Source organism: Aeromonas sp. FDAARGOS 1419 (genome assembly GCF_019047045.1).
GTDB lineage: Bacteria > Pseudomonadota > Gammaproteobacteria > Enterobacterales > Aeromonadaceae > Aeromonas > Aeromonas veronii.
The window spans coordinates 1,620,000-1,645,391 of record NZ_CP077209.1 but is presented as its reverse complement, the minus strand read 5'-3'; the positions used below and the strand labels follow the sequence as shown (position 1 = coordinate 1,645,391).

Annotated in this window: 18 protein-coding genes and 3 tRNA genes; 5 read left to right on the top strand and 16 right to left on the bottom strand. The window is 59.3% G+C overall.

The genetic code is table 11. The annotated features are described in order from the left end of the window. Positions 1-28: 28 nt before the first annotated feature. The 4 genes from I6L49_RS07190 to I6L49_RS07175 all read right to left on the bottom strand — a co-directional run bounded on the left by I6L49_RS07190 (position 29) and on the right by I6L49_RS07175 (position 6,430). Positions 29-1,882, bottom strand: a complete 1,854-nt coding sequence (locus I6L49_RS07190) for a retron Ec67 family RNA-directed DNA polymerase/endonuclease (RefSeq protein WP_216950992.1) — start codon at positions 1,880-1,882, stop codon at positions 29-31. A 325-nt stretch (positions 1,883-2,207) separates the two neighbouring features. After that, positions 2,208-3,281, bottom strand: coding sequence for a lipocalin-like domain-containing protein (locus I6L49_RS07185; protein WP_254127552.1), 1,074 nt, complete (start codon positions 3,279-3,281; stop codon positions 2,208-2,210). Then, positions 3,278-5,719, bottom strand: coding sequence for an FtsX-like permease family protein (locus I6L49_RS07180; RefSeq protein ID WP_216950991.1), 2,442 nt, complete (start codon positions 5,717-5,719; stop codon positions 3,278-3,280). The genes I6L49_RS07185 and I6L49_RS07180 overlap by 4 nt, the downstream gene beginning before the upstream one ends. A 30-nt stretch (positions 5,720-5,749) precedes the next feature. Beyond that, the gene (locus tag I6L49_RS07175; protein ID WP_216950990.1) at positions 5,750-6,430 is read right to left on the bottom strand and encodes an ABC transporter ATP-binding protein; all 681 of its coding nucleotides are present in this window, start codon (positions 6,428-6,430) and stop codon (positions 5,750-5,752) included. A gap of 197 nt (positions 6,431-6,627) precedes the next feature. Between I6L49_RS07175 and I6L49_RS07170 the strand changes: the two genes are divergently transcribed. Both I6L49_RS07170 and nhaD read left to right on the top strand, forming a co-directional pair. Then, a complete protein-coding gene (locus I6L49_RS07170; RefSeq protein ID WP_005333716.1) occupies positions 6,628-7,095 on the top strand; it encodes a DUF4357 domain-containing protein in 468 nt (155 codons plus the stop codon). A gap of 107 nt (positions 7,096-7,202) precedes the next feature. After that, complete coding sequence (gene nhaD, locus I6L49_RS07165; RefSeq protein ID WP_216950989.1) at positions 7,203-8,627, top strand: sodium:proton antiporter NhaD; 1,425 nt, start codon at positions 7,203-7,205, stop codon at positions 8,625-8,627. A 75-nt stretch (positions 8,628-8,702) separates the two neighbouring features. On the opposite strand, the gene I6L49_RS07160 is transcribed toward nhaD, so the two are convergent. The 9 genes from I6L49_RS07160 to I6L49_RS07120 form a co-directional block, all read right to left on the bottom strand. After that, a complete protein-coding gene (locus tag I6L49_RS07160) occupies positions 8,703-9,914 on the bottom strand; it encodes a Bcr/CflA family multidrug efflux MFS transporter (protein ID WP_042055658.1) in 1,212 nt (403 codons plus the stop codon). 113 nt (positions 9,915-10,027) lie between these two features. Next, positions 10,028-11,722 carry a hypothetical protein gene (locus I6L49_RS07155; protein WP_216950987.1) on the bottom strand — a complete coding sequence of 565 codons (1,695 nt, stop codon included), beginning with the start codon at positions 11,720-11,722 and terminating at the stop codon, positions 10,028-10,030. A gap of 58 nt (positions 11,723-11,780) precedes the next feature. Next, positions 11,781-13,202: a hypothetical protein gene (locus I6L49_RS07150; RefSeq protein WP_216950985.1), complete on the bottom strand. Its 1,422-nt coding sequence runs from the start codon at positions 13,200-13,202 to the stop codon at positions 11,781-11,783. A 13-nt stretch (positions 13,203-13,215) separates the two neighbouring features. Continuing rightward, the gene (locus I6L49_RS07145; RefSeq protein ID WP_216950983.1) at positions 13,216-13,776 is read right to left on the bottom strand and encodes a hypothetical protein; all 561 of its coding nucleotides are present in this window, start codon (positions 13,774-13,776) and stop codon (positions 13,216-13,218) included. Between the two features lie 34 nt (positions 13,777-13,810). Next, the gene (locus I6L49_RS07140) at positions 13,811-15,235 is read right to left on the bottom strand and encodes an NAD(P)/FAD-dependent oxidoreductase (RefSeq protein WP_216950981.1); all 1,425 of its coding nucleotides are present in this window, start codon (positions 15,233-15,235) and stop codon (positions 13,811-13,813) included. A 102-nt stretch (positions 15,236-15,337) separates the two neighbouring features. Beyond that, positions 15,338-16,177 (bottom strand): FTR1 family protein, encoded by an 840-nt coding sequence (locus tag I6L49_RS07135; protein ID WP_216950980.1) that lies wholly within the window; start codon positions 16,175-16,177, stop codon positions 15,338-15,340. Beyond that, complete coding sequence (locus I6L49_RS07130) at positions 16,177-19,167, bottom strand: YncE family protein (protein ID WP_216950978.1); 2,991 nt, start codon at positions 19,165-19,167, stop codon at positions 16,177-16,179. Before I6L49_RS07130 ends, I6L49_RS07135 begins: the two co-directional genes overlap by 1 nt. Positions 19,168-19,171: 4 nt before the next feature. Then, the gene (locus I6L49_RS07125; protein WP_216950977.1) at positions 19,172-19,621 is read right to left on the bottom strand and encodes a hypothetical protein; all 450 of its coding nucleotides are present in this window, start codon (positions 19,619-19,621) and stop codon (positions 19,172-19,174) included. Positions 19,622-19,749: 128 nt separating this feature from the next. Continuing rightward, complete coding sequence (locus I6L49_RS07120) at positions 19,750-20,235, bottom strand: YqhA family protein (RefSeq protein ID WP_005333692.1); 486 nt, start codon at positions 20,233-20,235, stop codon at positions 19,750-19,752. A gap of 278 nt (positions 20,236-20,513) precedes the next feature. Between I6L49_RS07120 and I6L49_RS07115 the strand changes: the two genes are divergently transcribed. Beyond that, positions 20,514-21,503 (top strand): DUF2860 family protein, encoded by a 990-nt coding sequence (locus tag I6L49_RS07115; RefSeq protein WP_216950976.1) that lies wholly within the window; start codon positions 20,514-20,516, stop codon positions 21,501-21,503. Between the two features lie 224 nt (positions 21,504-21,727). Here the strand turns inward: I6L49_RS07115 and I6L49_RS07110 are convergent. Together I6L49_RS07110 and I6L49_RS07105 are read right to left on the bottom strand one after the other, a co-directional pair. Further along, positions 21,728-21,803 (bottom strand) — tRNA-Asn (locus I6L49_RS07110). A gap of 4 nt (positions 21,804-21,807) precedes the next feature. Then, a tRNA-Asn gene (locus I6L49_RS07105) sits at positions 21,808-21,883 on the bottom strand. Between the two features lie 486 nt (positions 21,884-22,369). On the opposite strand from I6L49_RS07105, the gene dauA reads away from it, so the two are divergent. Then, positions 22,370-24,106 (top strand): C4-dicarboxylic acid transporter DauA, encoded by a 1,737-nt coding sequence (gene dauA / locus I6L49_RS07100; RefSeq protein WP_216950975.1) that lies wholly within the window; start codon positions 22,370-22,372, stop codon positions 24,104-24,106. Positions 24,107-24,289: 183 nt separating this feature from the next. Then, positions 24,290-24,377: transfer RNA gene (locus I6L49_RS07095), tRNA-Ser, on the top strand. A gap of 291 nt (positions 24,378-24,668) precedes the next feature. Here the strand turns inward: I6L49_RS07095 and I6L49_RS07090 are convergent. Continuing rightward, positions 24,669-25,391, bottom strand: a complete 723-nt coding sequence (locus I6L49_RS07090; RefSeq protein ID WP_216950974.1) for a virulence factor — start codon at positions 25,389-25,391, stop codon at positions 24,669-24,671. Position 25,392 lies beyond the last annotated feature (1 nt).

Below are 25,392 nucleotides of genomic sequence, written 5' to 3'. Positions count from 1 at the left end.
GGCTAAACCAGCACGCTGGCGTTCCCTATCACTTAATGTTTTTATAGTGTTCAATTACTTTTGCTATAGGGTCTAGAAGCACTTTTAATCCAGTGAAATCAATGCTTTTCTTTTTCTCCTTTACAATGTGAGTAGCAAAAGCATCCTTGCTAAGGTCATTTTTTGTATCTCTTTTTTCAACAGTATTAAAGAATTTTCCATTTGAATGTTTCATCAGCCTTGTTTTGTCATCGAAGAAGTACTCTATATCCGTTTCCTCACCAGAATTTCCTAAAGGTGTAAATATTACATATAGATTATCCATAACATGTATAAATTCTGATTTTCGTATGTCATCCTTCTTATCCAAATGTGACGGGATTAATGTGATCATTTTTTGAAATTTATTCCCCTGCAATAAACTGACTATATTACTTGGTCCGGTATCATTATCTAGGAAAATAATCACAGGGTTTTTGGGCTTTAAGTTTTTATACGGAGCCATATTTTTATGGAAGTTTTCAATGAATCCTTTTAGATAGTCTGTGCCACCAAAAAGCTCCAATAAAAATCTAGTTCTCTTGGTATACTCAACAAAACGTATCAATAATTCGTATTTACCATCAGTCTTTATAGCTAAAGATGGATAATGTGCCATGAGTTCACTTATAGCTGACTTTAAATAAATGTTATCAGTTTTACCCTCACATAGAATTGTTGGTTTCTCGTTGCCGTAAAATAATCTATAGTATAGAAATTGGCTGAATGTTTTTTCTCTTCCAGAAAGTAAAATATTTGTGCTTTTGCCTATAGTCTTCAAACTATATTCTGGTGATAATGGTGCTTTTTGTCTTAAACGATTATAATGATCTACGTGGTCAATGAAATTTAGCTGGCCCTCTAATTCATCTAGATTACCTATAACAGATACACCATCTTCAATGGTAGTAAAAGTGCCAGTTTTGAATAGTGCATTGCATTTAGCTCTTGCTAAACGCCAATACTCTTTTTTTGTATTAGGTTTTTTGTTAACGACAAGTCCCGTTACATCTTGTCGAGAATTCTTATACTGAATCCTAGTTTTACCGTTATTAACAGAGAACCCAGAGCGTTTTATTTCATAAAGTAACTCGTTACCTAAAGTGTAATAACCCTCATTTTGCTCTGCAATTTTCTTAGGGAATTCAGATTTTCTAGTGGAAAAAGTTATATCATCGGCATATCTTGTGTATGTGCATTTATATTTTTTTGCTAAAGATGATAAATTAATATCCAAGCTGTGACATATTAGGTTTGATATAACAGGGGAGCAGGGACTCCCTTGAGGGAGTTTATTATCATAGCAAGCTATTTGAGCTATTACTGTTGCAATATGAGGATCCAGTTTGAAATCATTATTCTTTATAAAATAGCCTCTAACCCTACCGAAATTAAATCTATCAAAAAAGTTCTCTATATCAATGTTTAGAATGTTTTTCTTTCCTATGTGCATCATTGCATTGGTAATAATGGAGCGATTTCTTGAAAAGCCATGTGATAAAGAAGGTTGTTTAGATTTTGAAGAGGGAATTTTAATTTTCAAAACTTTTGCTGTGTAGTCAATATCACCATTCTCTCTGACTTTTGGTGCGGCTAGTTGGGATGTTGGATATTTTATTTTGTTAATTTCATCGATGCAATCTAAGAGTAAATTGGACAATTTCCTTTGTAGGCTTTTCAATTCTTCAGATGGAGCGTTAATCACTCTTTTACCGCCAGATTTTTTATCTATGGTAAATTGATGATATTGGTTTTCAGGCCGCACAATGTATAAGGTTCTAGTTAAGAATGCAGCATCCACACCTAACAATTTAGCTAATTCTGGCTTGGAGGATATAGACTTCAAGGACTGGAGTTTTGACATATATATACCCGTATATGAGGAGGCTTATGGGCACTCTTACGCACTATATGCTCAGCATGCACATCGACACACTATAATAGGGCAATCCAAGTGGACAATTTTTTCACTGCTCGCGAAGCGCGAGCTAATAATCTGCCCATAAGCCGATGTTTAGGTTAAATTAAATAAAAAGAGAGTTCAACAACAATAATGTGACAGTCATAACAGTATCGTCAATGTTTACCTTCCCAAAAGATGGGAAAGCTCGAAGCCTCTGGTGATTTTACTGTTATATTGACGAGTGTTTATTTCCACGACAGTAAAAGTTATGGATAGGTAAATTCACTCAATACCCCGTCATTTCCAGATAGCCGACCCCCTTGGCATCCCCCGAGACAGAGACAGCTCCCTCCCAGTAGTCAAAGCGACCTGTCATGGCCTGATTGGGCTGACGTGCTTTGATGGTGAGGCTCATTCCGGCGGCGTTTAGCTGCCACTCAACGGGGTACGCTTGCCCCTTGGGGCCGCGCCAGGTGTTGCCCGGCGTAAGGCGAATCGCGTCGGGGGCGAGCACCCGGCTGCTGCCATCCCGCTCAATCAAGATGCCGTAGCGATTCTCGGGCTCTGCGCGGCCCGTCTTGGTGCGTAGGCGAAACAGCATCAGCTCGCGGCCATCGGCCAGTTGCAGCGAAAACCAGTCCCAGCCCGATTGCCACTCGGCCAATACCGAGCTGCTCCACTCGTGATCAAACCAGCCTTGTCCGGTGACGGTGCGGGTCTCGCCATCGCGAGTCAGGGTGCCGCGAAGAGTGAGGCGCGGGTAGGAGTAGTAAAAGGAGGCGTTGCCCGGGCTCTTCTCGCTGTAACCGGCCTTGCCTTGCAGCACCAGCGGCTTGGCGGCAGTGACGGTGAGGTTCAGCTCGCCAATCTTGCTCTGCACCTTGAGGGTGGCGGGGAACAGCGCTGCCCCTTGCGAGGCAAGCCGCCACTCCCTGAGCCAATATTGGCCGCCGCTGGCTCCCGCCAGCCCCGGCCCCTGCCGACTGGCCCGCTCATCTTGCTGGTGGCTGCCACGGTCGAGATCCGTGATGGCAAACTGGGCCAGCCAGAGCTGGGGGGTGAGCCAGGGGTTGCTGGTGCGGAGTTCTTGTTCGATCCCTTGGCGAAACAGGGTCCACTGCATGCCATATTCGCGCCCCTGTTCATCCTTGAGGTTGCCGGTGAGATACCACCACTCGGAGCGGTAATCGGGGTGGGCAGCGTGATCCTCCGGCAGCTGGATGGTTTGCCCCGGCAGCACCTTTTTAAAGCTGTCGTTGCCGCCGCCGAGCAGGGCGCCCAGATCGCTGGCAGCGATAGCCCCGCTATAGAGCGTCCAGAGCATACCCAGCGCCAGCGGCGACCCTTTGATCTGTTTCATACCACTCTCCTTGCCGCATACCAGGATGCCAATGCGCCACAGACCGGCGCCAGCAACAGGGCCGTGACCGCATGAAGGGGGGCGGCCTCGAAGGCGAGGCGCCAGCCAAAGGCGCGGGGATTGACCACCTCGATCAGCACCCAGGCGAGGCCATACCCCACCGGCAGTGCCAGCAGGGCGGTGAGCAGCCCCAATCCCGCCCCTTGCCACACCAGCAGCTGGCGGCAGTGGCGGGGGCTCAAGCCCAGACTTTGCAAGGTCTGCAGCTCGCCACGGCGCGCCAGCCCCAGCACCATAAAAGCCGAGCCAATCCCGACAAAGGCGATGCCGAGGATCAGCAGTTTCAATAGCTCGGTCACCACAAAAGTCTGGTCAAACACCTTGAGCGCCGCGCTGTGGATGGCGGGGGCGGAGAGCAGATTGAGCTGCTCGCCAAAGCGCTCGCGCAGACGGTCGGCCAGCTGTTCGGGGTCGTTGCTAAAGAGGGCGAGGGATTGCACCGCCCCCGCCTCGAAGGCGTGCAGGATCTGTCCCTTGTCGCTGCCGTAATCCTGATAGACACCGGTGACGGTGAACTGCCTTGGCCCCTGCTCGCCGCTGATCGCCAATGTCTGGCCCACCTTGACCCCGAGGCGCACCGTCAGGGGTTCGCTCACCAGCACCTCGTCAGGATGGGTCGGCCAGCGTCCGGCCAGCAGCGGATAGGCCGCTTTAAGCTGGGGGATAAAATCCATCTGCGCCCACTCGATGGGCTGCCCCTGCCAGCGGGCAGGGTGCACCGAGCGGCGCGAGGCGGCGATTACCAGCGGATTGGCGAGCAGGCTCTTAAGGGTTGTGTCGCTCAAGGTGCCCTTGTTGCCCGCCACCCCCTTGGGGGCGGTGACATAGAGATCGGCAGCCAGACGCTGGCCGAGCCAGATCTCCACGCTGGAGCGAAAACTCGACACCATGACCCCGATGCCGATGGCCGCCGCGATGGCGAGCTGCAACGCCATCACCGCGATGGCGGTGCGGTCGAGATGATAGAGGGTCTCGGCCACCCCGAGCCGGGCTGTGAGGGGGCCGCCCGCGCGCTGTCGCAGCCAGCCAAGCAGGCCGCGCAGGGCATCGGGCAGCCAGAGTGCCATGGCCAGCAGCCAGCCGCCGGCGATAAAGAGGGCGCCGGTCAGACCTGTTTGCGGCAACCACAGGCACAGAGCGCACAGCAGCAAGATGGCGATGGCCAGCACGCGCCGTCGCCACGGGTGAGCGGGGGGACGGCTGTTTCCGGCTCGCAGTTCGAGGGGGGATTGGCGCAGCAGCTGCCACCAGCCGGGCAGGTTGGCGGCCAGCGTGCCGAACAGCCCGATCAACAGCGCCTTGAGCAGGCTCACAGGGGAGAGGCGCAGCAGATCGATGGGGTTGGGCCCATAGAGATCGGCCAGCGCCTGGGTCAGTTGCCCCATCAGGGCCAGCGCCAACAGGCTGCCGAGCAGCACCCCGAGCAAGGTGCCGAGGGTGGCGAGAATAAGCAGCTCCAGAATGAGCCAGCGAAGCACCCGACTCGGCCCCATCCCCAGAATGATCAACTGGGCCAGCTGGGGACGGCGTACGTTCTGCACAAATCGCTGGGCGTTGAACACCAGAAACAGTCCCACCGCCATGGCGAGCAATGAGAGCGCCGTCAGATTGAGGGCCAGCGCATCGCCAAGCTGGCTGGCATCGAGCGCCGGGCTAATGGGCTCAAGCCACAAGGGCTGGTTTGGGTAATCGGTTTGCAGGGTGGCCTGCAGGGTGCGAGCCTCGGCGTCGCTTAGCTTGAAGACGATGCGATCGAGCCGACCCGCTTTGCCCAGAAGCGGTTGGGCGAGGCCGATGTCGGTTATCAGCAGCCGCTCCATGGGCACGGCGCCCGGTTCAAACGTGCCTACCAGCGTCAGCGTCAGCGTCAGGGTCAGGGGGCGGGCGCTGGCGCCATCGCTGCCGCCCAATACAAAGCGGCGGCTCTGGCCCGCTTGCCAGCCAAGGCGAGCTGCTTCGGGGGCCGCCAGCCAGATGCTGTCGGCGCGGTTGAGGGAAAAGGCGGGCTCGCTTGCGGGTTGGGCGCCAAACAGCTGGCGCAGGGGGCCGGGGTTGAAGAGATCCATTCCCAGCAGTTGAAAGCTGCGCCCCTCTTCATCCTTGAGCCAGCCATGGAGCTGGGGCATGGCATCGAGGGCGGGCTGGCTGGTCACCAGCTGCACGTAAAGCTGCTCATCCAGCCCGCCAGCGGGGGCCAGCCGGTAGTTGGCTTCTCCTGCTAGCTGGCTGCGGGCGGCGACGAAATTGGTGCGGGCACTGTGATTGAGCAGCTCGATGGCCACCACCAGCGACACTCCCAATACCAGCCCGGCCAGACTCATCAGCAGCAACCAGGGGTGACTGCGATAGAGGCGCAGCAGCGCTTTGAGTGGCAGCATCAGCGTGCCTCCGACAGACGCAGTCGCCGTTTAGTCATGGCGGGGCCCCTTGAGCTCGATAAGTTGACCCCCTTCAAGGCGCAGCACCCTGTCGGCCAGCGCGGCATAGGCGGGGTTGTGGCTCACCAGCAGCAAGCCTGCGCCTGTGCCCCGCACTGCCGCCACCATCAGCGCCATCACCTGTTCGGCATTGTGCTCATCGAGGCTGCCGGTGGGCTCGTCAGCGAGCAGCCACTGGGGCTGATGGATGAGGGCGCGGGCCAGCGCTACCCGCTGACGCTGACCGCCGGAGAGCTGCTCCGGCCAGGCATGGCGCTTGTGGCTCATATCGAGCCGGTGCAGCAACTGGTCAATCCTTGTCTCATCCGGTGGCAGAGCGTTGATGGCGAGCGGCAGGGCCAGATTCTCGGCCACGTTCAGGGTCGGCAGCAGGTTGAAATCCTGATAGACGATACCGAAATGGCGACCCCGCAGGCGCGCCCGCTCGTCGGGGGATCGGGTGTCGATCCGGGTCTCCCCCAGCCAGATCTCCCCTTCATCCGGTGCAATCAGTCCGGCGATCAGATTGAGCAGGGTCGACTTGCCACAGCCGCTTTGGCCCAGCAGCAGGGTGATCTCGCCTGCGGGGAGGGCGAGATCGAGATGGTGGAACAGCGGCAGTCGCTCACTGCCGTTATCGAAGCTCTTGCAGAGGTTGCGCAGGGTCAGCATGGGATAACCGTTTGATGGTCAATGGCTTTCATCATGCTTGGTACGCTAGCACGGCCAGCATTGATCAACACCCCTTACGGTTGATCAAGAGTGCCAGTTAGTGATCAAGGCGGCAAAAGAGCAGTGGATCCTCGCTGGATCCCGCTTGCCCGAGGTGGTTAGAATAGGGGCTTCCATGGGTCACAGGATGAGCAAGGATGTTACACAAGCAAGTCAGTTTTATCATCGATAGCAAGGGCAACAAGCAGGCTGCCGTCGTCCCCATCGAGATCTACAACGAGCTGATGACCCTGCAAAAGGCACTCTCCGACAACCGGCCGGGGGAGCGCGAGCTCTACCACTTCAACGGCAAGGGGGCCGAGGCCCACGGTTATCCGGTGGGCAAGCGGCAAAATCCCGGCTTTATGGTGCTGGCCGGTTCCACCGCCAATGGCGAGGATGCCGCCTCCCTGCGTGAAGCGGTGATCGAGCTGCGTCACGAACTGCTGGAGAAGGGGGTCATAGTGCCCCGCAGTCAGGGCGGCTTTGTCTTTACCGCCGATCAGCTGTTCAACAGCCCGAGTCTGGCCGCCAGTCTGGTGGCGGGCAATAACCGCAGCGGTCTGGATGCCTGGCAAAACAGCGCAGGCTATACCCTCAAGCAGTCGGGTTTCGGCAAGAAATAATCCCGCGTTTCGACAGCAAACCAATTAAGCGTTAATTGACCTGGATGAATTTTTCTTTTCATCCAGGTGCTAGCATCATTGCCAGACGGTTCTAAAAGGAAGAGACCATGTCTGCGCTCACCCCAGTTATTTTGCTGCTGTCCCTGTTTATCCCTCCCGCCCATGCCAGTAGTGGCCCTGTTTTGTTGACATCCTCCTCAATCGGACTTTTTTGTGTCGGATTGTTTGTGTTGGCCTACGCCCTGGTGATGGCTGAAGAGTATCTGCAACTGCGCAAGTCCAAACCCGTGCTGGTGGCCGCCGGGGTGATCTGGATCCTGATCGGTATCGCTTATGCACAGCAGGGGATGAGCCCTGTCGCCGAGCAGGCATTTCGCCATACCCTGCTGGAATATGCCGAGCTGATGCTGTTCCTGCTGGTGGCGATGACCTATATCAACGCCATGGAGGATCGGCGGTTGTTCGATGCCCTGCGCGCCTGGCTGGTGCGATCCGGCTTTCACCTTCGCACCCAGTTCTGGTTGACCGGAGGACTTGCTTTTTGTATTTCGCCGGTGGCAGACAACCTGACCACTGCGCTCTTGATGTGCGCCGTGGTGTTGAAGGTGGCCAACGGTGATCGACGTTTTGTCAATCTTGCCTGCATCAACATAGTGATCGCCGCCAACGCCGGAGGGGCGTTCAGTCCCTTTGGCGATATCACCACCCTGATGGTGTGGCAGGCGGGCAAGGTGCAATTTGGCCAGTTCTTCACCCTGCTTATTCCCTCTCTGCTCAATTTTCTGGTCCCGGCCATCCTGATGAGCCTGATGGTGCCGCGCCATGTGCCGGAGGCTGATAACGAGGTGGTCGATCTCAAGCGGGGAGCCCGCCGCATCGTCGCACTGTTCTTGCTGACCATCATCACGGCAGTGCTATGCCACAGTTTCCTCCATCTGCCGCCCGTACTGGGCATGATGCTGGGGCTCGGTTATCTGCAGTTTTTCGGCTTCTATTTGCGCAAGTCGCTGCCGCGATCTCTTGCCCGCAAGCGTGCGCTCTATGAACGCAATGGTGATGAGGTACGGTTGCGCAGTCTGGGTTCTGTGGTGCCATTTGACGTGTTCAACAAGGTGGCCAAGGCGGAGTGGGATACCCTGCTGTTCTTCTACGGGGTGGTGATGTGTGTCGGTGGGCTGGGCTTTATGGGGTATCTGGAGCTGGTGTCACACTGGCTGTATGACGCAGGGGATCCCACCATGGCCAACATCTTTATCGGGGTCTTGTCCTCCGTCATCGACAACATTCCCGTGATGTTTGCCGTGCTCTCGATGAACCCGGATATGGCGCTGGGGCAGTGGCTGCTGGTGACCCTGACCGCCGGGGTGGGCGGCAGCCTGCTCTCTATCGGCTCTGCGGCCGGGGTGGCCCTGATGGGACAGGCCCACGGCATGTATACCTTCTTTGGCCACCTGAAGTGGCTGCCGGCTATCTTGCTCGGCTATCTGGTGAGCATAGGGGCGCACCTTTGGCTCAACAGTGCCCAGTTCTGAACGTCTGGCCGCCAGTACGAAAAGAGGCTTCCGTTGACGGAAGCCTCTTTCGTTTTTCTGACCGGGGGAGGGGGATCAATCGCCTCGTTTGCCGGTCAGCAGCCAGTAACTCAGGGTGGAACCCACGCCGCAGCAGGCGATGGCAATGGCCATGGGCAGCGGCGAGTGGGGCGGATTGAGGTTGACCAGAATGCCGACCAGGGCGCCGATGCCAAAGCGCAGGGTGCCCGCCAGTGCCGATGCGGTGCCCGCAGATTGCGGGAAGTGGCCCATCAGGCCGGTCATGGCGTTGGCGCCCACCAGACTGATATGGCCGACAAACAGCACCACCGGAATGACGATGCCCCACAGGCCGCCGGTCTGGCTCCAGGCGTTGTAGACCAGCAGGGCGCCCGCGCAGGGCAGCACCAGCAGGCCGTATTGCAGCATCCGCTCGGCACCCACCCCTTTCACCAGTCGGCTGTTGACGAAGGTGACCACCATCATCAGCAGAATATTGAGGCCAAACAACCAGCCGTAGTGCTCGGTCGGCACCTTGAAGTACTCGATATAGACGTAAGGGGAGCCGCTTAAGAAGGCGAACATGCCGGAGCTGGAGAGGGAGCCACACAGCACATAGCCCATGGCGCCGCGATGGGAGAGCACCCCCCAGTAGTTCTTGAGGATCTGGCCCAGATTAAGGGGTTGGCGGTGCTCCGGTTTCAGGGTCTCCTGAATTTTCCACTGCATCACCAGACAGATCAGCAGGCTGATCCCCACCAGCAGCCAGAAGATCACCCGCCAGTCGGCGTGGGCACTGATATAGCCGCCCACCACAGGCGCCACCAGCGGCGCCAGCGTCATCACCAGAATGACGAACGACATGGCGCGAGAAAACGCATCCTTCTCGAACAGATCGCGCAGCAGGGCATTGACCACTACCGACCCCGCGGCGCCGCCCGCCGCCTGCAGCATCCGATAGGCCAGCAATTCGGGCAGGGAGTCCGCCATGGCGCAGCCCACCGAGGCGATGGCAAACATCACCAGCCCCGCCAGGATCACTGGCTTGCGGCCATAGCTGTCGGCCAGCGGGCCGTAGAATAGCTGGCCGATGGCAAAGCCGCCCAGAAAGGCGCTGATGGTGAGCTGGGCACCGTCGATGCTGGTGGCCAGATCCCGGGCGATGGCCGGAATGGCGGGCAGATACATATCCACCGCCAGCGGGGTCAGACCCGCCAGAGCGCCGAGCAGGATAAACAGAAAACGGGGGGAGAGGGCGGCAGCCTGAGCTGTTGGCGATTGGGGCATAGGGTATCCGCTGGTGAACCTTGGTTGAAAAAGGGAGAAGGGTGAGTCTATCAGGTTTGCCCCCGCTCGGCATGACGTTCCTGCCCCCTCAAAAGGGGGAGGTGCCCGGCGGCTCAGCCACCTTGGGGAGCTCGCTTGCGGTCATGGGGGCGCGCTGCGCGGATCACTCCCCCCAGCCAGAGCAGCCAGGCCAGCAACGAGATGGCGTAACCGAGCCGCTCCGGCCAGCGGGCGGTGAGGGTAAAGGTGAGGCTGTGTTGTCCGGCGGGCACCCAGACTTGCACCAGGCCGTTGCGGGTGCTGCTGACGCTAAGGGGCAGATGCTGGTCGAGCCTTGCCTGCCAGCCCGGGTAATCAAACTGGTGCAGGATCAGTTTGGCGGGCGCCGGGGCATCCACTGTCAATTCGATATGACGAGGCTGCCAGCGCTGGATCTGCCAGTTTACCCCCTGATGGTCGCTGGTGATGGCGGGCTGGAATTCCTCTTTCCAGGCCAGCAGGGTGGGGGCAAACATGCCGCGTGGCACCTGCTTTGGTCGGTATTCGCGGGCGCTGCGCTTGCTGTCGAACTCCCCGTCGAGCTGACTCTTTACGGGAGCCTGGGTGAGCGGCGCCTCGCGTACATAGAGTCCCTGCGAGAGCAGGGTGAGGGCAAGCAGTAACCACCAGACCCACTGCCACGGGCGATAGGTGGGGGTACCCAGCGCCACCACGGCGACGGTAGCGATGACCAGCAGCAGATTGAGGCGCCAGGGAAATTGCACCAGTTGCAACGGAGTGAGCAGGCGCCACAGAGGCTCGCTTGGTGGCAGCATCATCAGAAAGCTCAGGGTGCCAATGACCCCCCAGAGCAGCAACTCGGGATGGCGCGGCTCGCGGGCAGCCGCCCAAGCTACCAGCAGCAGAGCCAGGGTGAGCAGCGTCAGCCAGGCGAGATGGCCGCGAAAGCGCCAGTCATCACGGCTTTGGGGCAAACGATCGAGAAAGTTGCGCTGAAACTCGAACATGCCGGTGCGCATCTGCTCCATGGAGATCCCCCCCTGATCGAGCAGAGCGGGCAGCAGCAACAGGCTGGCCATCGCCAACCCCCAGAGCTGGCCCAGCAGGGTGCCAATGAACGGGGAGGCGGTGACAGGGACACTGACAAGCGCTGTGCTCCCCTTGTAGCGCCAGACCAGCAGCAGGCTGCGCAGGGTGAGCAAGCCCAGAATGAGCAGGGTGCTTGGTAGATGGGAAAGCGTCAGCATGGAGACGGCCAGTGCGAGCAGCAGTAGCGCAAAGGGGGCGCCGCGGCAGAGGCGATCCTGAGCCAGCAGTGCCAGCGGCGCCCAAACGAAGGCCCAGCTCTCCGCCAGGGCAAAGCGGGCGTAGATATCGATGGCCAGATGATAGGGCAGCGCCATATAGAGCAGACTGGCCGCCAGCGCCCGTCCGTGGCCGGCAAAGGGGCGCAACCAGAGATAGGCAAACAGGCCGGAGAGCCAGAGTGCCACGCTGCTGCTCCAGAGCAGCGGCGTCATCGCCTCGTGGGCCAGTGGGGTGGGGCCGGCGAACAGGGCGCTCACATAGTAGAGCAGGGGGGGATAGAAGAAAAAGACCGGGCTGCCAAAGGCGCCGTTCATCTCCATCAACCAGCGCGGATAGAGCTCACCTTGCCACAGTTGCACGGCAAAGAAGTGACCGGAGAGCAGGTGGTGAAACAGATCATGGCCCTGACTGCCGCCACGCAGCCAGAATGGTAGCAACAGGAGGGCACAGGCCCCGGTCAGCACCGACAAAACCCACAGCCACTCTCTGGTTACACGCATAAGGAGACTCGTCTGTTATGGATGCGCTGTGAGTGTACCCGAGTTGTTCCCCTCTTTTTTAGTTGCCTTGGCGGATTTTTGTGCTCTTTATGTGTTTCTTGTCACTTTCCCCATGGGTTGTCTGCCGCGAGGGAATGGCGAGCCAGAGTCCGGGCTCGGCGGCAAAGCGTGGGGCAAACCAGTGCTGGCGCACCGCGCTGGGCATTTCGTTCGCGGCGATGGGGCGGCGACTGAGGCGGCAGGCTCCTTGAGAGAGCGCCAGCGCCGCATCCCCCTTGTACCAGCCGTCCGTTACCGGCAGTGCCGTGGTCTCCCGCAGCAATCTTACCCCCCACTGGGTCACCAGCGCCGGGCACGCTGTTTCTGCCAGTCTTGCCGCCTGCACCATGGCGGGCGGACGGGGCAGGGTGAAGGTCGCGCCGAGCAGCAGCAATCCGGCCACCGCGACCAGCCCCTCGCCACGGCGCGGCAGCAAGCCTGCCAGCAGCACGATACCGAGCAGGGTGATGGGGGCCAGATGGCGAGGATTGTCGGGATTCTGGCCAAACAGGGTCCAGAGCAGCAGGACGAGCCAGTAGAGCGTCCAGAGCGGAGAGAGGGTCGCATTGTGATCCTTTGACCGTTGCCAGAGTGGCAGTATCAGCAAGGCCCCCATCAACAGGGGCCAGACCGGGGTCAGCTGATCGTTGAAGGTGCGCGCCCAGCTCAACAGCCGATCACCGTGGGCCGCCGCCGTGTTGCCCCACAGGGTAAAGTGGCCATCGGTAAAGCGCCGCCCCTCGCTGAAGTAGGCCCAGCCATCGGCCTGCCAGACAAAGAGCAGGCTGATAAGCCCCACCAGCACGATGGGGAGAACAAACCTGACGCGCGTGCCCTGCTGCGCCAGCCCGAGCCACAGGGGCAGCAGCGCCAGCACAAAATAGGAGGGGCGCAGTGCCAGCATAAGTCCCAGTAACAGACCCGCCAGCGTAATTCTGCGCTGCTGCAAAGCCAAGAGCGCGCCCAGCCAGGCGGCCAGCGCCGGCCCGTCCGAAAGGCCGGAGAGGGCGAGCGTCGGGGTGAGCGGCAGGGCCAGCACCAGCAACCAAACCGGCGCCAGCAGGCTTGGCCGTTGCCACAGCCTGACCGCCAGCAAGGCGGCGAGCGGCGCCAGCAAACCGCTGCCCAAGAGGCTTGCCCACTGCACCGCGCGGGCCGGATCGTCCACCGCCAGATTGATCAGCCGCGCCAGCCAGATAAAGGCGGGGTAGCCCGGAAAGTGGGGTGAGAACTCCAGCACGCTAAAGCGCGTCACCCCGTGGGCGAAATTGAGGACATCGTCGGAATCGAGCGCCACCGGGAAGGCCAGCAGCCAGCAAAGCCAAGCCAGTTGCAGCAGGATCAGCAAGTAGGGTCGATTAGCGAAGCGTAATCGGCCGTGGTGACGCCCCCCTTCTCCCCTTGCGGGAGAGGGGCCGGGGATGAGGGGGGCCGTCGGCATCAATGAGAGGTCATCAAAGCGGCGCCAGCACGGCCATCAGCGCTTTTTCTGCATCGCTAAAGGCGGCGGGGTCGGCGGGCTTGGCGCCCACCCCGAATACCCCCGGGTTACCGATGGCATCGAGCACCCTGGCCAGCGCCTGCTCGGCCGCCTTGCGATCCCCTTCGCTGAGGGAGGGGAGGATCAAGTCGAGGAAGCGCTTGCTCTTGACCACCAGCACCTTGGCGGTCTGGTAGTCGCCAAGATTCTGGCTGGCCCCTTCGAGGCGGCGCTCGATCTCCGCCTTGTAGGCGCGATTGAGCAGGGCGGCGGTAGCTGCGGCATCTTGGGCCTTGATGGCTGCGGCCAGTGGCGCTTGCAGCTCCACCTTGTGGTGCTGTTCCAGATAGATCAGCTCCTCGGCAATTTCGCTCAAGGTGGCGCTGGCATCCTTGCCGTCAGTGGCGGCGCCCAGCAGCGCTTCGCGGGCGTCGATCAGTGGCTCCTTGCCAGCGGCGGCGTAGGAGTAAGCCTGCGCCTGCCCGCTCAGGGCCAGCAGCAGGGTGAGGGCGAGTAAACCCGGGCGGATGGTCATCCTGTTCTCCTTACTTATGCCAATGGCGCGGCACTCAGGCCACGCTCTGGGTTTCAATCACGGTATTTTCGTTGCGATGGTTGAAGATGGCGTGACGTCTGTCCACCCCGTCGATCACCATGTCAGCGGCCATCATGCCCATCTCCATGGCGGTGTCGGTGAAGATGTAGCGGAATGTCCCCTGACGGCCGGTCATGATGAGGTTTGTGATGGGCATCAGCGCCTTGATGGCTTCGTTACGACGGGCCTGATAGCCGAGATCCATCAGCGGATAGGCGTATTCGCTACGCGCTTCAAAAGTTTCATCGCCAAGCTTGGCGGTATCGACACCGAGGCTGGCCAGATCAGTGGTAACCCGACCGCGCAGATCGGCCAGCGGCGCCTGCCAGGTGGCATCCCCCGGGTTGCAGGGGATCTCCAGCATTACCGAGGTTTGGCCCTGGGGCGCCATAAAGGGGCTGCGGCGGCGCGGCTCCTGCAGGCGGGTGGCCAGAATATGGGGGTCGGAGAGATACTGCCAGGTGTTGTCCGACAGGTTCTCTGTTTTAAGCGGCATATTGACGAAGCGAAGCGACCGGTAGTGCAGATCGCACGGCAAGCCAAGATGCTGGCAGGTGAGCGGCAGCGGCAGGGTAGAGATCACCTGATCAAAGTTCTCGCTCTGCTCAACGTCATCTTGTTTCCAATAAACCCGTTCGATGCGGCCATCAGCCTGCTCAAGGCGGGTGATGGTGGCACCGGTTTTCAGCTCAACGCCCTCTGCTACCAGCCGCTCCCCCAGGGTGGTGAAGATCTGGCCGAAGCCATATTTGGGATAGCGGTATTTGCGGGCATAGGTGCGCACCGAGATACTGCCGTTGCGTCTTGGCAGCAGGCGGCGCGCCACGTCTTTGAGATCGATGAGGCTGATGCGCTGACCGGCCCAGTCGGCGGAGAGCTTGTCCGGATTGATGCCCCATAACTTGCCGGTGTAGCCCTCGAAAAACTGACGGTAGAGGGTGCGACCGAAGTGACTCTGGATCCACTCGGCAAAGCTCGCCTTGGCAAAATCGTCAGGCTTCTTGCTAAAGGGCAACAGCAGCAAGTCTTTTAACGCACCGGCCATCAGGGCCAGCGGCGCCGTTTTGAGCAGGTTGGGCAGGTTCAATGGGTAGTCATAGGTGCGCCCGCCAAAGCGGATCACGCTCTTGCGCTCGGCGTGGAGCAGGTCATCTCCCATCAGCTCGTCGATAAAGGCGAGCAGCTCGGGGTTTTTGGTGATAAAGCGGTGACCGCCGTAGTCGAAACGATACTCCCCATCGCGCCCCTTGAAGGTCTGGGTGGCGCACATGCCGCCGACCACCGGCTCCTGCTCGAACAGGGTGACGGCAAAACCGGCGCGGCGCAGGCGCCAGGCCGCCATCAAACCGGCGGGGCCAGCACCCAGCACCGCAATGCTTTTCTTGTTGTTATCGCTCATGACCTATTCCGAAACTGCTTGATAGATAAGGGAACCGCGCCAAGGCGCGGCTACCGAATGGTGTTATTACCCCGTGGCCTTGTTGCCACAGGGCGTGTTGGCTCAGCCCTTGCTGGATGCGGCGCTCACCTGCGGGCTGTAGTTGCGCTGCCAGAGGGTAACGAAGATCGCCAGATAGAGGGCCCAGGTCAGCAGCTGCAAGCCAGCGGGTGAGGCATTGTAGCCAAACAGGGCGCGCAGGAAGGTACCAAATACCCCCTGATCGTCGAGAATGTGGCTGATGTCGAACACCGGCGTGGTCCAGAAGGTGATGATGTTTGCCGCCTGCAACATGTTGACGGCAGACGAGAGCAAGCCTGCGGCGATGATGATGATAAGCAGGCCCGTCCAGCGGAAGAAGGGAGCCAGCGCCACCTTGCGGGTGGAGCGCAGCAGCCCCCATACCAGCGCGATGGAGACCAGCAGCCCCGCCAGAGCGCCTATCAGGCCGGATTGCAGATCGACCCCTTGCCCCGAATAGAGCAGGGCGGAGAAGAAGAGCACGGTTTCAAACCCCTCGCGCATCACCGCGAGGAAGGCGAGCAGCACCAGACCAAACAGGTTGCCGCCATCGATGGCCGCATCGATGCGCGCCGTCATGGCACCTACCTGGGATTTGGCCTGCTTTTGCATCCAGATCGCCATATAGGTGAGCACCAAGGTGGCGAAGATGAGGATCCCCGCCATCAAGAGGTGGTTGTAGCGCTCGCTCTCGAACTGGCTCACCACCACCTGGAACAGGAAGGCAACGACAAGGGAAGCGATAAGGCCGAGCCCCACCCCCAGATAGATGAATTTGTTGTAGCGGCTCGCCCCCAGCTTGGCGAGGTAGGAGAGGCAGATGCCGACCAGCAGGAAGGCTTCCAGCCCCTCGCGCAGGGTAATGAGAAAACTTGCAAACATCAGGATTGAGGCTCCGTAGCGGGCGTGACGGGAACAGGCTGCAGGGTAAGTTGCAACCGATTTAGCTGCACTATGGGTGGCTCCGGCAAGCTTGGCTCGGCGGCGCGCACCGCATCATTGACCCACTTGGGGTAGGTGCGGAAATTGAGTTTGATATCGGCCTTGAAGGGCCCTTGGGCATCTGCGGGTAGCGGCCAGGCTTCATCGCGCCAGCCATCGGCCGGAATGCGGGTATCTTCCAAGAGCTTGGCGTAGCGCCAGAACTTGAGCCCCACCGGCTTGCCCTCGGCATCGCCGAATACTTTTCTGAACAGTCGCGCATCCTCAGGGACGGCGCCATCCACCGGTTGGCCGCTGGCAAGCACCAGCTTGCCGGTGGCGTCGGTGACGGTCAGCTCCAGCCAGAGTTCACGAAAATCAGCTACGCCAGTGGGCAGGGCATGGCCCGCGCCGGTATTGGCGACCCGCACCACCAGTTGCTGACTATCGGCCGCCTGTTCGATACGGGCGGAGAGGGTAGCGCTGGAGCGCAGCAGGGCCAGACTTTCCTGCTCGAGTTCAGGATTGCGCAGCCCCACCAGCTGGTGCTGGGCGCCGGTGAAATTGTGGCGATAGAGCCGCGCTTTCATGGTGCCGTTTTCGGTGGATTGGCCCGCCACCGGCGCGCCGCCATTACCCGGCTCCGGGTTCATATGGCAGTCGATACAGGTGCGCCGCTTGGCGGGATCCTCCGCGTTCGCGAAGCTGGATTTTTCCCACTCGTCCCAGGTGTTGACGATATTGGCGCCGGTGCCCGGGGCAAACTCGTTGTGGCACGACTTGCACAGGGCCGCGTCGCGGTAGAAATCTTTCTGATAGGAGGCTTTGTGGGCTGCCGGGCGGGCGTTGATCTGCCGCTCGGCCAGCCAGTGCTTAAGGCTGCCGCCCGGGGCATCCTCGAACACATAGCTCTCGCGGTCTTTCAGATTCACGGTAAAGGCGCTGTTGCCACCAGCATCTTCCACTTTGGTGATGCGATGGCAGAGCACGCAGCCGGTCCCTTCCTCCACCACAGGTTCGCCCGCCTTGTGGGCGGCAATCAGCGAGGCGCCACCCTGCTCGAACATGTGGGAGCCCTTGGGCAGATCCAGCTGGCCGGTCATCACCTGCTGGGGCATATGGCAGCCTTGGCACCACTGACCGAACGCTTCCCCTTCGGTTTCGCGGGCCAGCGCCTGTACCACCTTGTAGTAGGGGTGTGAGTTGCCCATCAGCCGGTGGTTGCTCTCGCTCCAATCCTTGAACGCTTGGCTGTGACAGTTCTGGCAGGAGGCAGAGTTGAGCCACTCTTTCGGGTGGGTAGTCGGCGCCTTGGCGGGATCCGTGCGCGGGGCATCGAGCCGCAGCCAGTTGGCCAGATAGGGGAGGTTGCCATCGGCGGTGACGAAGGCGTGCAGATCTTCCATCATCGCTTTCACTTCCGGTTGGGGCTTGGCGGGGTCAACTGTCTCGGCCCCATCGCGGGTGTCATGGCCCATACCGCCCTGGGTCTGCTGGGTCATGCGCAGGTATTCGCCGACAAAATCCCCCGCCACCATGTTGGTGAGGTTGGCGTGGCCGTTGATGGCGTTGTCGCCGCTCTTCTGGCGATGGGCCGCCATCAGATAGCGGTTGGTGAAGTTGAACCCGTCCAGATGGCAGGAGTTGCAGCTCATCCAGTTGTCCCCCGCCATGGGGAAGCGTGGGTTGGACGCAGTGTTACCCAGGTTAAACAGCCGCTCGCCGCGCTGAAGCGGCTCGGGGCGCGGATCCGTCTCTACCAGCTTGGCGAAGTGGGGCACATCGACGGTGACCCGGGCAAACGGGCCGCTGCCGCCGCTATTGAGGCGGGTAAGATCCTGCCCCATGGCGTTGTGCACCAGAATATGGTCACCATCGATCAGCAGATCCCGCGGATTCTGGCCCGGCAGGTGACGCAATAGCTGGGTCGCCTTGGCGCCCCCCTGAAACTTCTTGCGGCGGTGGCGGTTGTTGTTGGATTTGCCGCTGCGAGAGAGGTCAAACACCAACAGATCTTCCGAGCCCGCCAGGGTCAGATAGACCCGCTTGCCGTCGGCGGCAAAGCGCGCCGCGAAGGGGTTGGAGACGATCTGGCTGCGGTTGCCGACGCTGGGCAGATTGATCTGCAAAAAGAGCTGTTTTCTTTCATCGACCCGCTCTTTCTCCTCACCGAGATCGATGATGGAGACCGCCGGAAAGACGGTGCTCTGAAACTGGAAGGGGTGGCTGAAGCTCCATAGCACATGAGGCAACCAAGCCTCGCTGCCATCGGGGGAGAGGGCGATGCCGTCGAGCAGGCGCGGCAATCCCTGCGAGTCGCTCGGCGTGTCGCTATGTGTCTCGGCCAAGGTGATGAGCTTGGGCTTGGGAAGCGAAGCCCCCTTGGCGCTGTGGCCAAGCTTGGCGAGATCATAGATGGCGAGCTGGCCGGTCATGGCGTGGGTGAGCAGCAGGCGATCGTTGTCGGTCAGTGCCAGCCCACGGGGAGTCTCGGCGGTTTCTGCATCCAGCTGGAGGTTGCCGGCGGTGTCATAGGCCTGCAGGCGAGCGGATTCGAACAGCGTGACCCAGAACCACTGCCGCTTGTGGTCAAAGATGACCCCGTAGGGCCTATGGCCGGTGGGTATCGCCTTTTCCAGATCGAGATCATCATCCAGCAGCAGCAGGCGATCACCGCTGTAGTCGGTGACCAGCAGGGTGCCATCATCGGCGCGGGCCAGTTGGCGCAGATCGCCCCCCAGCAGCACCTCTTTCAGCCGCTTGCCGCTATCGCGCTCAAGCAGGGTGACGGAACCTGCGCTCAGGTTGGCGGTGACGAGGCGCGGGTTTTGCCCCTCTTCATAGGCGAGCATCCCTGAACCCATCTGCTGGGCCAACGCGAAGGGGCTGGCCAGCAGCATGACGAGGGCCAGCAGGGATGACAAATATGCAGAGAACGATGACTTCAACATGGGATCAGGAGCGCCATTTCAAGATGGTCCAGCGCCAGGCGTGGCGCAGCTCCAGAGGAGTTAACGCCAATGCGCTCAGCCAGTGGGCCCAGCTGGCGAGGTTGCCCATGGCATCGCCCGGGGTGCCGTGCAGCACCAGCAGCAGGCCGCTGGCCAGACAGATCAGCAGGAGGGCTTCGATAATCCGCCCCGTGGTGCGTAAAAAGGGTTTGTTGCTGCGGTTCAACAAGCTGCGATGGGAGAGCCAGAAGGCGCCAAACAGCAGCGGGAACAGGGTGAGCGAGAGCATCACATGGAAAAACAGATTCCAGCGTGCCAGCGACCAGAGCGGGGTCAGCGGTTCCCACAGCAGCAGGCCGGAGAAGAACATCAGATAGAGGGTGCCCTCGGCGGCCTGATGGTGGTAGGCCAGCCACTGCCAGAATTGTCGGGGTGAGAGAGAAAGGCTTGTCATAAAGGCTCCAGCACCCGGGCGGGGCAGCCCGGGGGGAGCAAGTTTATAACGCAGTAAAAATAATGAAAAGTGTTATCAATTGTATTGCTGGTGAATCAAGGCTGAACAAGCACAGTGATCCGGCTCGACTATTTATGCTCCGCCATCCGCTCGGTCACCGCATAGATGAGCGCGGCCAGCGAGAAGGCGAGAAACACCACCACGGACCACTTCATATCGACTTCGTTGATGATGCCATCTTCGAGGAATGCTTTGAGTACCTCCACTCCGGCGATGGTCACCAGCGAGTTGATGACGATGAGCTTGAGGGAGGCAAAGTTGATCTTGCTAAGCCAGTTGCTGCTAAGGGAGGCGCGCTGCTCTTCCGTCTGGATAAATTGCACATAGCCACAGATAGCGACCAGGATCAGCATCTGGGCCACCAGTATAAAGTCCACCAGGGTCAGCACGCCGGTAATGAGGTCCAGATAGGGGATCTCGAAAATGTTTACAGAAAGCTGATAGAGCTGCATGGCAAACTTCACCATCAGCAATACCACGCAGATGAGGATGCCAATGTAGAAGGGGAACATCATCAATCTGCTGCCATTGAGCATGAAATTGAATCGACGCATGAGAACTCCGATGTTGGGAACAGGGCTAAATAGAGTGAGTATGGCGCGAGCAGCCCGCAGCGTTGCAAGGCTGTGGGGGCTCATTATGCCGGGTCGCCCCCTGCTTGCGCCTATAAAAAAATAAAAAGCCATCATAAAAAATAAAACCGCATCCCGCTGTCTTATTTGTGATTTTTCCCTGCCGTAACATGCCGCTTCTCAATTCAGGGGGGCGACTGTCTCCCTCCTATTTATCAGGCTCGGCCCACCGAGAGTGGCCGCTTGCCAGGAGTGTTGCGATGCGTATTGGTCTGCTGTTGAGTTTGGGGATGCTGGTTGCAAGCGGGGTTCAGGCTGAAGCTCTGGGTGCCATTCCTGAGGAATCTGGCTTTTCCGGCAGTGTGCTGGCGGGAGCCAGCGTTGGCGAGACCAAGTCCAATTTTGCCACGGGGAGTGCAGGTAGCGAGCGTATTGACGCTTTGGGTGCTGCGGCGCAGCAGCGCCACCTTGATCCGGTGATCAACGGGGATCTGCGTTACACCTTTGCCTCCACCGGTAGCCAGTTGTTCCTGGGCAACCTCATTCAGGATGCCATTCGTGGCGACGGTACCCAGCAGTTCGGGCTGCGCCAGCAACTGGGGGACAAGGGGATCGTGGCCGGTTCGCTGGTGTTCAATGCCACCCCGGTCAAGGTCTGGCGCGATCCCTTTGCTGTGGGTGTGGAACGCGAGCAGAGTGACGTGCGATCCCGCGGCGCCCGTCTGGCGTGGGACAACATCTGGGGCAGTGCGCTCAGTGGCAGCATCACCAGCCGCGACGTCAAGGTGGATGGGGAGTCCAGCGGCGAGCAATATGGTCGCGCTGTGATGGGGATGCTGGATCGCAATGGCCGGGTCAACTCCGCCGAGCTCTCCTACCAGTTCCGGCTGGTAGACGATCAGTTCCTCGAGCCAGCATTGCGCTATGAGAAGGCTGATCTGGCGGGCAGTGCCGAGTCTTATGCGAGCAAGGGGTTGCAGCTCACCTACGCCAAAACCTCGCCTCGCTGGTCGTTCGTCAGCAACCTCTATCTGGGCAAGCGCGACTATGACGAGGCCAATCCGCTGTTTGGCCTGCGTGCCGACAGCCGCGACATGGCTATCGATGCCACCCTCTTCTGGCACCAGCTGTTTGGCATTGCGCCGCTCTCTGCACTCCTGAGCGCCAGCTACGCCACGGCAAACTCCGGGATCGACTTTTACGATATTCGCGCCACCAGCATCACCACGGGTCTGCTCTACCGTTTCTGATCCCGGCATCCGGCAGTGAGATGAGGTGCATACAAAGGGGCTGGTCAATCCAGCTCTTTGTTTATGGGATGGCGCTCAATAGACAATTCAAGCTGTATGCAGGTTGGTCATCACATGCAGGTAAGAGGCGTTATGACAGAGGGCATTTGAAGGGCGCGCGTGACAGGGAAGGAGGCGAACAGCAGATACGAAAAAGCCCAGCCAAAAGGCTGGGCTTTAGAATTTGGCTCCCTCGACAGGACTTGAACCTGTGACATACGGATTAACAGTCCGCCGTTCTACCGACTGAACTACGAGGGAAAAGTGGCTCCTCCTACTGGACTTGAACCAGTGACATACGGATTAACAGTCCGCCGTTCTACCGACTGAACTAAGGAGGAATTGCCTGTCTCGTTAAGACGTGGCGAATATTAATGACCAGGGCGGCGGGTGTCAACCCGCGAATTTCCCGAAAACCGGATTTTCGGACTGTTTGCCCAAAAGTTGTGCTTTGCGGTTTATTTTCAGCACAATCAGTCCCTTGCCATCGCTCCCCCAACCGGCGCAGGGGGCATTGGTTCGGTTCGCATCAACCTGATGATGACAGCATGATGTCGCGAACGTGCTGGCAACTCAATGAGGCTCAAATGGTAATCTTTGTTGCTAAAAGGGGGAGAGCTGGAGTCAAGATCGGCGATTTGGCGGCAAATAGGCCAAATAATGGGTGAGCGCGCGTTTCATTGATCCTGCCCATCGAAAAAATGGCCCGTCTGGAGTAAGGTTACGCAGGATACCATCGCCGCGTCGACAGCCCTGCCGGCCCTTGATGATGATCGGGCGCCGGATCTCTCCGGCCTTTATCTCCCTCTTCTGGTATTACGATATACATGCACAAGCAAGCCTCTTTAAATAGCGTGAAGCTCGCCATAGCCTTACGCCAGTCCTGTATTGATGAACCCTACAGCATGGCCCGCTTCGGCCGTGATCTTATCGCCGGTGTGACGGTGGGCATCATCGCCATCCCGCTCGCCATGGCACTGGCCATCGCCAGCGGTGTGCCGCCGCAACACGGTCTCTATACCGCCATCATTGCCGGAATCGTGATCGCCGTGACCGGTGGCTCCCGCTACTCCATCTCCGGCCCGACCGCTGCCTTTGTGGTGATCCTCTATCCTGTCGCCCAGCAGTTCGGGGTCGGTGGTCTGTTGATGGCGACCCTTATCTCAGGCCTTTTTCTGGTGGCGATGGGGATGGCCCGTCTTGGCCGCCTTATCGAGTACATTCCCCCGTCAGTGACGCTGGGCTTTACCGGTGGTATCGCCATCGTGATCGCCACCTTGCAGATCAAGGACTTCTTTGGACTGAGTGTGCCCGAGATGCCGGAAACCTATCTGGGCAAGGTCGAGGCGCTGGCCGCCTCCCTGCCAAGCTGGCAGTGGGGCGATACCCTGGTGGGGGTCGCAACACTGGCCGTGCTGCTGCTCTGGCCACGCCTGCGTCTGCCTGTGCCCGGCCACTTGCCCGCGGTGCTGGTCGGGGTGGGTCTGGGTTTTGGCCTCCATTACTTTGGGGTGGATGTGGCCACCATCGGCAGCAAGTTCAGCTATACCCTGGCCGATGGCACCCAGGGGATGGGGATCCCGCCCATCGCGCCGACCCTGGTGATGCCCTGGGCCTTGCCCGGACCCGATGGCTTGCCGGTTGAATGGAACCTGGCGGCTGTTGAGCGGCTGCTGCCTGCCGCCTTCTCCATGGCGATGCTGGGGGCGATCGAATCGCTGCTATGCGCCGTGGTACTCGATGGGATGACCGGTCGCAAACACAGCTCCAACGCCGAACTGGTGGGGCAGGGGCTTGGCAACATCTTCGCCCCCTTCTTTGGCGGTATTACCGCTACCGCCGCCATCGCCCGCTCTGCCGCCAACGTGCGTGCCGGCGCTACGTCCCCCGTCTCGGGGATCATCCATGCGCTGGTGGTGCTGGCCGCCATTCTGGTGCTGGCCCCCTGGCTCTCCTGGTTGCCGCTCTCGGCCATGGCTGCCTTGCTGCTCATCGTGGCCTGGAACATGAGTGAAGCGCACAAGGTGGTGGAGCTGATCCGTCGCGCCCCCAAATCCGATGTGCTGGTGCTGCTGGTCTGCCTGTCGCTCACCGTCATTTTCGACATGGTCATCGCCATCACTTTCGGGGTGATCCTGGCCTCCCTGCTCTTTATGCGCGAAATCGCCAAGATGACCAAACTGCACGACTTGGCCGAGCACAAACGCTATGCCCACGAGGTGCCGGACAACGGCCTGCTCTACAAGATCAACGGCCCGCTCTTCTTCGCCGCGGCCGAACGGGTCTTTGCCGAGCTGGAAGCGCAAGTGAAAGGGCACAAGGTGCTGGTGTTGCAGATGGAGGCGGTCTCCATCCTCGATGCGGGCGGCCTGTCTGCCTTCCTCCACTTTGGCAAGCAGATGGCCAAAGCCGGTGTCGAGTTGCGGGTGGCCGAGTTGCAGTTCCAACCGCTCAAGACCCTGGCGCGCGCCAAGGTGCGGCCGCAGCCCGGCAAGCTGGAATTTTACGGCTCGCTGGAAGAGGCGCTCAAAGGTGAACATTTGCACGAAGCGGCAGTAAATTGATTGAAAGGGATACGAAACGGCATATTTTTGGTCACTTGGTTCGGATATTGAGCAAACGAACGCAAAAAGTAAAAAATTGCATTGACCAAAAGCCATCGTATCCCTTACATTACGCCCCGTCGCCACGGCATGGTCCGCAAGCGAATGTGCAGCTCAAGCACATAAAGCAGTGAGCAAAAATTTGGTGAGGTGTCCGAGTGGCTGAAGGAGCACGCCTGGAAAGTGTGTATACGGCAACGTATCGAGGGTTCGAATCCCTCCCTCACCGCCACATTGCAAAGCCCTGATGGAAACGTCAGGGCTTTTTGCTTTCTGGGGCAATCTCCGCGTGGTTGCTGGCATAGGAATGCGAATCTTCGTTCTTGATAGCGCATCTGGCTGAACCACTTGGGCAATCGTAGTGAAAAGCCTCGGTGACTTTGACGCCACGGCCAACCCATTGGTCGATCCTTGTAAAGTTTCCGCCCAATTCAGTAAAAGGGCCTCTCGAAAGAGAGGCCCTTTTCATTACTCGCTGATTTGCCCTGCTCGGTACTTAAAAGGCATTCCGTGGTGATACCGATTAATGCTCCACAGTCAGCGGATCCGGGGGCAGGTTCAGAAGCTTGGTGATGGCCTGATAGAGCTGGGGGTAGTTATCGTCAAAATGGTGTCCTCCCGGTAGGGTGACGCTGGTGACGTTGGGCTGGTTGAGAAGGGGGCAGAGGCGGTCGTCGTCATCGTCATCGGCACCTTGCAGGCAGACCATCGGCAGATCCCGAATGGTTTTCACCTGCGGCTCGGTCGGGTAGCTGCGGGCCTTGTGGGTCAGCATGTCGCTGACGTGGATCTCGAAGTCCGAGCTGGTGGAGGGGGAGAGCATCACGGCCCCGACCAGCCCCTGACGATAGTGCTCCGGCAACCGGTTGATGACGAAGGGGACAATCTCGGCACCAAACGAGAAGCCCACCAGCAGCCAGCGGGGACGCTGCCAGCGAGTCTGGTAATCATCGAGGATCCGCTCCAGATCGGCGGTCACCTGCTCCGGGGTTTTTTTCTTCCAGTAGTAGGTGAGGGAGCTCCAGCCCACGACCGGCATGCCGTGCAGCTGAAACTGGGCGCTCAACCCCTTGTCGAGGGCCGCCCAGCCGCCATCACCGCTGAGAAAGATCACCATGGGGGCGTCGGATGGCTGCTTGACCGGCAGCTCAATCAGGCTCAGGTCATCCTTGACCGGGGCGGCGTGCGCCGCAAAAGACGAAACGGGCAGTACGAGACTGAGTAACAGCAATATCAGGGCTCTCATT